Annotated in this window: 11 protein-coding genes; 1 reads left to right on the top strand and 10 read right to left on the bottom strand. The window is 36.9% G+C overall.

From position 1 onward, the window contains the following. Positions 1–2: 2 nt before the first annotated feature. From pknB to gmk, 7 genes are all read right to left on the bottom strand, one after another. A complete protein-coding gene (gene pknB / locus LF20184_RS05420) occupies positions 3–1,955 on the bottom strand; it encodes a Stk1 family PASTA domain-containing Ser/Thr kinase (protein ID WP_010019427.1) in 1,953 nt (650 codons plus the stop codon). Continuing rightward, complete coding sequence (locus tag LF20184_RS05415) at positions 1,956–2,705, bottom strand: Stp1/IreP family PP2C-type Ser/Thr phosphatase (protein ID WP_010019426.1); 750 nt, start codon at positions 2,703–2,705, stop codon at positions 1,956–1,958. Positions 2,706–2,724: 19 nt separating this feature from the next. After that, a complete protein-coding gene (rsmB, locus tag LF20184_RS05410; RefSeq protein WP_010019425.1) occupies positions 2,725–4,047 on the bottom strand; it encodes a 16S rRNA (cytosine(967)-C(5))-methyltransferase RsmB in 1,323 nt (440 codons plus the stop codon). Beyond that, on the bottom strand, positions 4,037–4,987 hold the full coding sequence (fmt, locus tag LF20184_RS05405; RefSeq protein ID WP_010019423.1) for a methionyl-tRNA formyltransferase: 951 nt from the start codon (positions 4,985–4,987) through the stop codon (positions 4,037–4,039). The genes rsmB and fmt overlap by 11 nt, the downstream gene beginning before the upstream one ends. 13 nt (positions 4,988–5,000) lie before the next feature. Continuing rightward, on the bottom strand, positions 5,001–7,409 hold the full coding sequence (priA, locus tag LF20184_RS05400) for a primosomal protein N' (protein ID WP_010019421.1): 2,409 nt from the start codon (positions 7,407–7,409) through the stop codon (positions 5,001–5,003). 72 nt (positions 7,410–7,481) lie between these two features. Further along, the gene (gene rpoZ / locus LF20184_RS05395; protein ID WP_010019419.1) at positions 7,482–7,736 is read right to left on the bottom strand and encodes a DNA-directed RNA polymerase subunit omega; all 255 of its coding nucleotides are present in this window, start codon (positions 7,734–7,736) and stop codon (positions 7,482–7,484) included. Between the two features lie 6 nt (positions 7,737–7,742). After that, entirely contained in the window at positions 7,743–8,354 is a 612-nt protein-coding gene (gmk, locus tag LF20184_RS05390) for a guanylate kinase (RefSeq protein WP_082607430.1), read from the bottom strand. Positions 8,355–8,533: 179 nt separating this feature from the next. Here gmk and LF20184_RS05385 point away from each other — a divergent pair, with 179 nt between their 5' ends. Next, positions 8,534–8,854, top strand: a complete 321-nt coding sequence (locus LF20184_RS05385) for a hypothetical protein (protein ID WP_010019416.1) — start codon at positions 8,534–8,536, stop codon at positions 8,852–8,854. Here LF20184_RS05385 and recN read toward each other — a convergent pair. From recN to LF20184_RS05370, 3 genes are read right to left on the bottom strand one after another with little or no spacing between them, the layout of a single operon-like run. Further along, a complete protein-coding gene (recN, locus tag LF20184_RS05380) occupies positions 8,846–10,543 on the bottom strand; it encodes a DNA repair protein RecN (RefSeq protein ID WP_010019415.1) in 1,698 nt (565 codons plus the stop codon). The two genes, LF20184_RS05385 and recN, sit on opposite strands and share 9 nt — an antisense overlap. Before the next feature lie 8 nt (positions 10,544–10,551). Beyond that, positions 10,552–11,376 carry a TlyA family RNA methyltransferase gene (locus LF20184_RS05375; RefSeq protein WP_010019414.1) on the bottom strand — a complete coding sequence of 275 codons (825 nt, stop codon included), beginning with the start codon at positions 11,374–11,376 and terminating at the stop codon, positions 10,552–10,554. 10 nt (positions 11,377–11,386) lie between these two features. Then, on the bottom strand, positions 11,387–12,235 hold the full coding sequence (locus LF20184_RS05370) for a polyprenyl synthetase family protein (RefSeq protein WP_010019413.1): 849 nt from the start codon (positions 12,233–12,235) through the stop codon (positions 11,387–11,389). Between the last annotated feature and the right edge of the window lie 2 nt (positions 12,236–12,237).

Raw genomic sequence — 12,237 nt, 5'->3', positions numbered from 1 at the left:
CATCACCTATTGACTGAACCGCCTAATACAGTCTTGTTGTTACGCTCAACTATATAGGATCCTGTCTGTCCATCTTTTAAATTAAAACTTAACGTTACTGGTGTATCTTCACTAATAGTCATTGTTCGATATGGCGAATTGATGCTGTGCGTAGAATCAGAAATATAAATCGTTATACTGTTGTCGCCATTAGCATCGTAAGGAATCGTTATATCCTTTGTGACTGTCTTAGTAGTATTTGAATTGGTATTGCTATTAGAATTTTCACTATCGCTATCTGTGGTCTTTTCTGGGTCTGGACCCTTAGAGATAACTACGCTCAAAGTTTCTCCCTGATTGATAGTCGTATTAGCTTCTGGCGATTGACTGACTAACAAGCCTTCTTCAATATCGCTTGAATAAGCATATGACGTATCTAATCTTAGATGTGCTTCTGTTGCATAATCTTGAATACTCTTTAAATTATAGCCAGTTAGATCGCGAACTTTGACCGTCTTTGGTTTAACTGTCTTTACTTTAGCAATCGTAAGCGTCAGTGGCTTATTCTTTGTAACAACCTTTTTACCGCTATCGATACTTTGCTTCATGATTATTCCAGCAGCATATTCATTGGTTGCTTTGTAGCGTATTTTGATTTTAAAACCACGTTTCTTTAAATTAGCCGAAACGTCGTCATAATCTTGGCCAATTAATTTTGGCATCTTATAGTACTTAGCTCCCAAACTGACTACTAGATTGACACTAGCACCATTTTTCAACTTCAATCCTTTAGCAGGAACGGACTTGATCACATGACCAGCTTCAACGTCATCGTCATTTTCTTTAGAGATGTCACCTGCTGACAAATTAGAACTTTTGAGCATGACATTTGCTTGTTTGACGGTTAAATTGAATAGATCTGGCACTGTCGTTTCCTGATTGCTCTTAATAACCATTGCAATAATAAATAAAATTAAAACAATGGGAATGATTGAAAGCATCAAGATCATTTTCTTCTTACGACTCATTTTTGGTTTCTTTGGAACGGGCGTATTTTCTTCACGCTTAGTATCCATTGGCTCCATCACACGAGTCTCTTCTAAGTCATTGACTGGAGTCGGAATGAATTTTGGCTCATCGCTTCGTTCAGGCATCAGACAGGTATTTAAATCTTCACACATTTTCTTAACTGATTGGTAACGCTGATCAGGGTCTTTAGCAGTAGCCTTCAAAACAACATTTTCCAATGGCTGCGGAATATCAGGATCGATTTTTCTTAAGTCTGGCATTTCTTCTTTAGAATGCTTCAATGCTACAGTCACTGCCGTATCGCCAGTAAATGGTACGTGCTTCGTCAACAATTCAAACAAGACGATTCCTAAAGCATAGACATCAGACAAAACTGTTGCTGGGCGTCCTTTGATTTGTTCTGGAGACATGTAATGCACTGAACCTAACAAAGAATTAGTCCGCGTAATCGAACGTTCACTCAAAGCTAAAGCAATCCCAAAATCAGAAACTTTCACTTGAATGGGATCTTTTTTCTCATCGACCAGAATGTTCTCTGGCTTTAAATCACGATGAATGATTCCATGCTCATGAGCATCAGAAACGGCCATACAAATTTGTTTCATGATATCGACCACTTCATGATATGGGATTGGAAAGTGCGTTCGAATATATTTCTTTAAATTCGGACCATCAACGTACTCGATAACAATGTATTGAACTCCGTTATCATTACCGACATCTAAAACATTAACGATATTGGGATTGGAGAGACCACTAGTTGCCTTGGCTTCACGACCAAATCTCCTTTTAACGGACTCATCATCTTGAAGATCATACCGCAATGCTTTGACAGCAACTTTACGGTTTAACAAAGTGTCATTGGCTAAATAAACATTAGCCATACCGCCTTCACCAAGCGTACCTAGAATCTCATAACGACCGCCTACTAGGTAACCTTTTTCCATCTAATGATTACCTCCGTTATCCTTCGTAGAAAAGAGTAAGGCGGTAATATTATCTCTTCCACCAGCAGCGTTGGCTTTGTCGATCAAAAGATGACATTTAGTCTCAAGACCCATCTTTTTATTAGATAAAATATCTTTGATTTCATTTTCTGGGACCATATTAGTCAAACCATCGGTACACAAAAGAATAATGGCATCATTAACTAAATCAAAATCTTTTACTCGTGGCTGAACTGTTTGTGATACGCCAAGAGTTTGCGTGATGATATTCTTTTGCGGATGATTCTCAGCTTCCTCGGGACTAATTTGACCTGTCTCTAAAAGTTCATGAACCAATGAATGATCAACACTCAATTGTTTCAGTTCATCGTTTGCATAAATATAGCATCTCGAATCACCGACATTGACGACCATCATTTTGGACCCAACAAAAAATACGCCAACCATCGTCGTTCCCATACCATTTAAATCATCAAATTGATTTGATACGGAGACGATACGATCATTTTCCTTACTTAATTCTCGAATAATCCATTCACGAAGTTCACTAATTTCGTCAACTTCTGATTCTTCAAAATTATGTCCTAAATGGGATACTGCCATATCAGATGCAACATCTCCGCCACGGTGTCCACCCATGCCATCTGCTACAATTCCAAAGACAATTCCCTTTTTGTTTTTGAAAACATTCACATAATCTTGATTGTTCTCTCTGAGTTTTCCAACATCAGTTAGTAACGCATATTCCATCAGTTTAGACCTTACCTCTTTAATTTTTTCTAACGAAAGTAGCTATAAAGAAACCATCTGTAAAGTAATCACTTGGTAGAACTTTTAGCATGCCGTCTTTGACTGATTTATCCATAACGGCTTCATGCTTAACAGGTTCAAGTTCAAAGTTTTTATGATCAGCTAAGAACTTCTTTACGACTGCTTCATTTTCTTCATCATCAAAAGTACAAGTACTGAAAACTAACTTACCATTGACCTCTAGTAAATCAACCATACTGTCTAAAATTTGTAACTGAACTCGTTGCAAATTCATCAAATCTTCTTCTTGGCGGAAATATCTTAATTCTGGCTTTCTTCTGATCAAACCTAGACCGGAACATGGGGCATCAACCAAAATACGATCAAAAGTTGTATTTAAAACGTCTTTAGCTTTTCTAGCATCGATTGCTCCAGTACTAATAATATCGCTATAGCCCATTCTTTGACTATTATCACGAATCAACTTGGTCTTATGCTTATGAATATCTAAAGCTGTCACTTCGCCGTCTTTGATGTAACTAGCGATATGAGTCGTTTTACCACCCGGTGCAGCACAAGCATCCAAAACTCGACTATCTGGCAATAAATCAAGTGCAGGAGCTACAAGCATCGAACTTTCGTCTTGAATCGTATACAAGCCATCTCTAAATTCATCAGTATTAACCAAGTTTCCACTCTCACAGATTAACCCAACTGAAGAAATTTTGCTTGGTTTTACGTCAAAACCTTTACTTTGAAGTGTCTTTTGTAAATCTTTTACAGTTGTCTTATTAGTATTGACACGAATTGAGACGTGTGAAGGTTGATTGATAGATTTCAAAATTTCTTTTGTCTTATCTAAGCCTTGTTGATCGATAAACAATTGCACTAGCCAACGAGGTACACTGTAAAACTTGCTCAAATCATAAACACTGTCTTTACCAGACATTTCTCGAGCACCGTGACGTTGGAAATTTCTCAAGACAGCATTGACTAAATTACCGGCACCACGATTAGCTTTTTGCTTAGCAATTTCAGTCGATTCGTTCAAAACTGCGTGTTCTGGGATCTTGTCAAGATATGACAATTGATAGATAGCAGTTTGAAGCAATAGATCTAACCACAAATCTAGTTTCTTATCTTTCAAATAAGGTTCTAGTTGATATTCCAAAACATATTTATGTTGAATGACACCATAAACGATATTAGTCATCAAACGTTTATCGGCATCAGACATGTCGGAATTCTTCAAAATGTTGTTGATTTCAATATTTGAATAAGCTTTATTTTTAAAAACTCTAGTTAGTGCTTCTACGGCGAGTTCGCGAGGATTATTTTTCATCAATTACTTGTTGTCCTTTTTCTAGATTTTTACCTAAACCATTCATATAGTTGGCAATATCCATGACTTTTTTACCAGCTGGTTGAATCTTTTTGATAGAAACGCCTTGGCCGTCACCTGCAACGATAACTAATCTCTTCTTACCAAGGTCAGCAACAGTTCCTACTGCTTGATGGGAATTCAATTCAACAACTTCAGTCTTATAAAGCTTTGTTCTTTGACCGTCTAACATCGTCCAAGCTCCTGGATCAGGACTTAAAGCACGAATTTGGTTAAAGACTGTTTCAGCAGGTTGCGTGAAGTCGATATGTTCTTGTTCTTTTGAAATGTTAGGTGAAAAGACAACCTTGTCAGGATCTTGTTTGATAGGATTGATATCGCCACTTAAAATCTTAGGGATTGTATCCAATAAAAGTTCACGACCAACGATTGCCATTTTTTCAAACAAACTACCATTGTCATCGTCTTTTTCAATTGGCAACTTCTCTTGACTAATAATGTCACCAGCATCCATCCCTTTGACCATGTACATGATAGTAATACCGGTCTCCTTGTCGCCGTTTAGGAGTGACCATTGAATTGGTGCACCGCCACGATATTTTGGCAAGAGTGAACCGTGAACGTTGATAGCAGCAACTTTAGCTGATTCCAAAAAACTAGTTGGCAAAAATTGACCATAAGCCGCTGTAATAATCAAATCAGCGTGTAATGCTTTTAATTCTTCAACTTCAGGACTTTTTGGCAATTTAGCAGGTTGGAAAAGTTTGATATTTTCACTTTCAGCTACTAACTTAACTGGACTCTTTTGAAGTTTTTGCTTTCTACCAACTGGTTTGTCAGGTTGAGTAACTGCGGCGATTACGTCGTACCCTTCTTTTAATAATCCCCTTAGAACTGTTGCAGAAAATTCTGGTGTTCCTAAAAATATAATCTTCGTCATTAAATCATCCTCATTAATCAATGTGTTGTGGTTCATTATCGATTGCAATCGTAAAACCTTTTTTAGCATCCGCTTGAGTTTCATTCAAGATTTCGAGCAATCGTTCGTGCAATTTTGGCTCATGTTTATATTTTACAATAATTTGATAATAATATTTGTTTTGTTTCCGAGAAATCATCGTTGGACTTGGTCCCAACAAAATTGCATCCTTTGATAAAGCCGTTTGAAGCTGTTTTTTCAACCAATAGGCTTGCTTTAAAGTTTGACCTTCATCTTGATTGGCAACGCTGATCAAGGTCGTAAAATAATATGGCGTGTAATTAGATTGATGCCGTAAGTACATTTCTTGTTTGAAGAACGTCTCATAGTCTTGTTTGGCAGCATCTTTTATCGCATAGTGATCGGGATTGAAGGTCTGAATTACTACATGACCAGTTTTTTGGGCCCGACCAGCTCGACCACTGACTTGAGTTAACAATTGAAAGGTCCTTTCACTAGCCCGATAATCAGACAAGCTCAACGTCGTATCGGCATTGATTACGCCAACCAAAGTAACGTCAGGGAAATCCAATCCTTTAGCAATCATCTGCGTTCCCAACAAAATATCAGCCTTATGCTGGCCAAACTGTTGCAAAATTTTTGCGTGAGCGTCCTTTCTTCTAGTCGTATCAACATCCATTCGCAAAACTCTAGCCTGTGGAAAAAGGTCATTTAACTGTTGTTCAATATTTTGCGTACCAGTACCGTAAAAGCCGATCTTTTTACTGTGGCAATTAGGACACATATTGGGAACAGATTCCTCATGTCCACAATAATGACATTTCATCCTTCTTAAATCTTTGTGATAAGTCAACGAGACATCGCAATTAGGACATTTCAAAACAAAACCACATTCACGACACATCATAAACGATGAATATCCACGTCGATTCAACAAGATAATTGCTTGATCATGATTGTCCAAAGTTTCTTGAATACTAGTTTGCAAGACCGGTGAAAAGTCGCCTTTGACTGCTGAATTCTCAGAATCACGCATGTCCACGATTTGAACGTGGGGCAAGGTTTGATTGTTGATTCTTTTTTTCATCCTTATCAAGTGATAAACGCCCTTCTCAGCTCGAGCTCTTGACTCTAGTGACGGAGTAGCGCTACCCAAGACAACCGGACATTTATTGACCTTAGCCCGCCATAACGCTACGTCACGAGCATGGTATCTTGGATTGTCGTCTTGCTTATAACTAGCTTCGTGTTCCTCATCGATAATTATTAAGCCAATTTTATCTAGCGGTGCAAAAACAGCACTTCTTGCTCCGACAACGACTTTTACTTCGTGATTTTCAATTCTCGTCCATTCATCGTATCGCTCGCCATTAGACAATCCAGAATGTAACACCGCTACTTGATCACCAAAACGACCCACGACTCGGTTGACCATTTGTGGCGTCAGAGAAATTTCTGGGACTAGCATCAAAGCCGTTTTGTCTTGTTGCAAAGCTTTTTCAATCGTCTGCAAATAGACTTCCGTCTTACCACTGCCAGTTACACCTTCAATCAAAAAGGTTTGAGCCGATTCTTCTGTAATAGCTTGAGAAATTTCATCCACGGCCACTTGTTGCTCCGAGGTCAAAGCCAATTTAGTCGTCTGTTCTGGTGTGATACCAACTGGTTTACGCAATTTCGTAACTTCAGTCGTTTTTAGCAAACCATTTTTTTCAGCTGTTTTGATAGCTGATCTGGAGATGCCGTAATCTTTTTCCAAAACATTGTATTCAATTGGCAATTCTTGTAAATGATCAGCCAAAAAAGCTAATAATTTAATTTGTGAAGAAGCATTTGCCCGCAATTTACTCTTAGCTTCATGTAATTGAATAACATTCAAATCCGTCGTAACAGCTTGTCGTTTTACTTGAACGGCTTTATTTTTAACAACATATTGAATATCGACTTTGTTGTTTTTACGTAATTTATTAATAAGACGAATCGTTTGATCATCAAGCGAACTAGTAATTTCTAAACTATCTTGATTGGATAATAATGCTTGAACTTCAGGGTCGTCTTTTACAATTGGAATTACGAATTGCTGATATTTAGCACGCATCACGCTAGGCAACATTGTTTGTAGACAAGAGATTTGGAAAGAATACGTTTGATCAGCTAACCAATACGATAATTTCAGCATTTCATCTGATAAAACGGGTTTCAAATCTATCACTCGAGTGATGGGTTTTAATTTGCCTTGGAAGTCGCTTTTATCCTTTACCTTCATGACAAAACCTTGGATTTTTCTCTTGCCACGTCCAAAAGGAACTTCAACGCGCATTCCGGCAACGACTACTTCAGCTAAACTATCAGGAATTTCATATTCAAATGGTCGATTCGTTTGCATTGTCGGTACATCAACGATTATCTCTGCTACTGACATAAAAACCACCTATTTTTCCTCAAGAATAAAAAAGCCCTCACTAATTCGCAAATCAGTGAAGGAATAATCTTATTAGTTTTCTTCTTTTTTCTCTTCTTCAACCTTTTCAGCTTCTTTTTCAAGAAGAATTGAATTAGGATCGATTTCGATTTTATCATCAGCAATTTCTTCAAATGCACGACCAACAGTTCTTGGTGATTCATAATGGCTCAATAGTTCAACGTCACCATTTTCCAATTCGTGAGCACGTTTGGCAGCTAGAACTGCTAGTGAATAACGAGAGTCAACTCGATCTAAAAGTTTATCAATTGATGGATAAATAATCATAAATTATCAATCTCCTATTATTTTTTTGTATTGGTCAATTACGCGTGGCACTCTTAAGTGTTCACTCTTAATTATACCTTCAATTTTTTCGACTGCATTAGGTATTTTATCATTTACGACGGCATAGTCATAGCTAGTCATCATTTGAATTTCTTTTTTGGCTTTTTCCATACGCTTGTCGATGGTCTTCTCATCATCAGTACCACGGTGAGTAATACGGTCTCTCAAGCTAGTCAAGTCGGGTGGTGTCAAGAAAATAAATACGCCATCAGGCATCTTTTCGCGAACTTGCATAGCACCATTGACTTCAATTTCTAGTAACACATCAATTCCGGCATCAAGCTTTTGATTGACATACTTTAAAGGAGTTCCGTAATAATGGTCAACGTACTTAGCGTATTCAAGCATGCCACCATTTTCTATTTCCTTTTCAAATTCTTCATTTGTTCGGAAATAATAATCGACTCCATCGACTTCTCCAGGACGCATTTGACGCGTTGTCATCGAAACTGAATAATCAAATTTAATTGATGAATTCTTCAACATGGCTTTTCTAACAGTTCCTTTACCAACTCCAGATGGACCTGATAAAACGATTAACATTCCCCTTGACATAATTAAACTATCCCTACTATCTATTTTAATATTGATATCTATAATGCAATAAATTTGCATGTTTTTCAAGACTTTGAGCCACGTCAAGATAAAAATTTCTTAAGAAATATAAAAATAAAGTTGCTCTTTCGAACGCTTGTTCGTATAATGAAAGTACAAACAAGCGTTCGGGGGTTTAAAAAATGCAAGCAAGACAATTACACAATCGTTTCACTACAAATCTAATCAACAACACCACTAGCTTTATTAATAATAATTTCGATTTTAATCTCAAATACGGAACAAAGAATCAACTAAAACAAATGCCTTTAATGCAATTACAGCTTTTTGCAGAACAAAGTTTCCAAAAAAATTATTCTGTCGTTATTACAATGTTAAACGACAATCAACTTCATGGCAAATTTATTTCACAAGTTAATCAAAATAAATACGTTTTCAAGGTCAACAACGACCTCTTTAGCATTGTCACTCTAAACAATCTGAAGTCTATTAATTTAATCTAAACGTTTTTGTTCACCTTGAGCTAATTCCAACAATTCTTTAGCATGCTCTCTAGTTAGATCAGTCACCTTAGTTCCAGCCAGCATCAAGGATATCGCTTCAATTCTTTGTAGATCGTCAAGCAACGAAACTTGAGTTTCAGTTTTGTCTTTGACGGTCTCTTTTTTTATCTCAAATTGAAGATCGCTCATGGCTGCTACTTGAGGTAAATGCGTGATACAAAGAACTTGTAGAAATTGTGAAACTTTATAAATTTTGTCACCAATTGCTTGAGCTACACGACCACTGACACCAGTATCAATTTCATCAAAGACAATTGTCTCTACATTCATCTTCTCGGCAATGATAGCTTCAAATGCCAAAATAACACGCGACAACTCACCACCAGATGCAACTTTGACTAATGGTTTAAAATCTTCACCTAGATTAGTCTTCAAATCAAATTGAATCTGGTCGATTCCTTTATTGGACAAATTATTGTCATCCAAAGAACTGAATGAAACACCGAATCTAGCATTTGGCATGTAAAGGTCTTTTAGTTGATGATTAATAGATTTTTCTAAAAATGTTGCCGTTTGATGACGTTTTTTAGACAAGTCCTTAGCTAAATCAAGTAATTTATTTTGTAATTGCTGAATTTCTTTTTCCAGATTGGCTTCAGTTTCATCATCAATATCAATCTCTGAAAGTTCTTGATGAGCTTTTTTGCCAAATTCAATCACTTCGTCCAAAGTTGGACCGTACTTCTTTTTTAAATTATCTAAAGTGATCAAGCGTTTTTGAATATTGTCCAAACGATTCTCATCAAAGTCCAAATTCTCTAATTGGTCAGCAATCGTCGCTGCATTGTCTTGCAACTGGTAATAAGCTCCATTGACAGAATCATATAACTCTTTATACGACTTGTCATAGTCCATGATATCTTCCAATTGGTCTCTAACATTTCCTAAAGCATCAACGACACCAACATTGTTCTCCGACAGACCTCGATAACTCTCTTGCAACGCTGAACTGATCTTCTCAAAATTAGACAACTGATTCTTTTCGTCTTCTAATTTATCATCTTCTCCAGCTTCAACTTTGGCACTATCGATATCTTCGATTTGAAATTTCAACATATCGATTCTTTGAACTAAGTTTTGAGAATTTTTTTGAATCGTTCGCAAGCGACTGCGTTTATCCTGATATTCATTAAAAAGCTGTTGATAAGCCAACAAATCTTTTTGAAAATCGTCATCGGAAAATCGATCCAAGATATTAATATGGTTATCTTCATCAAGCAATTCTTGTTGTTGGTTTTGACCATGGATTTCGACTAAGAATTTACCAACTTGTCGTAAAACATTTGTTTTTACCAATTCATTATTGATTCGACAAACATTACGTCCCTTACGATTGATTTCGCGCTTGATGATCAACTGGTTATCTTCATGATTGATGCCGTATTCGTCCAAAATAGCAAAAAGAGGACTACTTGATTTTACTTCAAATAGTCCTTGCACTTTCAGTTGTTCTTGACCAGTTCTAATAAAATCAATTGAAGACCTGCTTCCAACTAACAATCCCAAGGCATCGATAATAATTGACTTACCGGCACCAGTCTCACCAGTCAAGGCGGTCATACCATGATGAAAATCAATTTGTAATTTATTAATAATTGCAAAATTGTTGATTATAAGTTTTTTAAGCATAATTTCACCTATTTGTTTAGATTTGAGTATGCTGCTTCCATGGTTTTCTCTACTGAAACAGTGTCCAAAATTTCACCATCTTGTGCTTCTTTAGGCTTTTGAATGTGCATCAAAAATTCAATATTACCTTCGCCACCCTTGATTGGCGAAAAGTCCAATCCAGAAACGATAAAGCCAGTATTTTTAGCAAAATTAATAATCTTCTCTAGTACCATTTGATGAACCTTGTGATCCCTGACGATACCGTGCTTTCCTACATTTTCTGGACCAGCTTCAAACTGAGGTTTAATTAAGCAAACTGCATCGGCACCAGGCAAAATAATATTAAACATTGGTGGCAAAATTAATTCCAAAGAAATAAATGAGACATCAGTCATCGCAAATTGTGGCAAACCTTCGTGAAAGTCTTCTGGTTTGCTGTAACGGAAATTAACTCGTTCCATAACGACAACACGTTCGTCCTTACGCAATTTCCAGGCTAATTGATTGTAACCAACATCCAAGGCATAAACTTTAGTAGCACCATTTTGCAAAGCTACATCAGTAAAGCCACCAGTTGATGAACCAATATCCAAGCAGATACGATCAGACAAGTCGATATCAAATGACTTCAAAGCCTTCTCCAACTTGTAGCCACCACGGCTGACATACTTGGAGTGAGCATTTTTAGCCAAATGAAAAACTGTATCTGGATCGACTTTTTCACCTGGTTTATCAAAACGTAAATTATCTTGGTTGTAAACTTCTCCAGCCATGACTGAACGTTTCGCCTGTTCACGAGATTCGAATAAATTTTGTTCAACTAATAAAACATCAATTCTTTTTTTTGCCAATATTTGTCACCTATTCTTTAAAATAATCCAAAAAGCTTACTAGTAAGTTTTTATCGAATTTGTCTTCCTTTAAAACTGCATTGAAAGCTTCCTTAACCAACTCATTCAACTTAGTTTCGGTTGCCTTCTTACCAATCAAGTTAGGAAAAGTATTCTTGTCGGCATCTTCGTCATCGCCACAGTCATCTAAGTCGTCTTTCAACTGAAAAGCTAGACCAACATCTTGAGCATACAAAACTAAATTCTTAGACAACTCATGATCAGCACAAAAGGCTCCCATGGTAATAGCTGCCATCAATAAGTCGGCTGTCTTTTCCTTGTGCAAAGTTGTCAATTCACTTTCTGACAGAACTTTATCTTCCATAGTTATGTCAGTCATTTGACCGGCAACCATACCCATCGGACCAGCATTGTGCGAAAGGATTCTCACTGCAGCCATTCTTTTGTCAGTATTTAAACTAGATTTGGCAATCCAATAAAAGGCTTGCGTTAACAAACCATCCCCGGCTAAAACTGCTGGGCCAACACCGAATTTCTTATGGTTAGATAATTTGCCACGACGATAATCACTATCATCCATTTCTGGCAAATCATCGTGAATCAAGGAATAAGTATGTACTAATTCGATAGCACCAGCGATATCAAAATACTTTGGTAAGTCCTTTAATTTAACTCCAGATGAATAAGCGACTGCCAAAAATAGCATTGGACGAACCCGTTTGCCACCAGCATTGACAGAATAGAGCATGGCCTGTTTTAAAGTTTCTTGTTTGATTTCAGAGTTTAGTCGATCATTTAAAAATTGATTAAAATCTGGTAAAACTTGTTCACAAAAATCAGAAAACTTTTTAATTTCCATAA

The sequence above is a fragment of the Companilactobacillus farciminis KCTC 3681 = DSM 20184 genome (assembly GCF_002706745.1).
Taxonomy (GTDB): Bacteria; Bacillota; Bacilli; order Lactobacillales; family Lactobacillaceae; genus Companilactobacillus; species Companilactobacillus farciminis.
The sequence above is the reverse complement of the archived record's forward strand: the minus strand, read 5'-3'. Positions and strand labels throughout refer to the sequence as shown.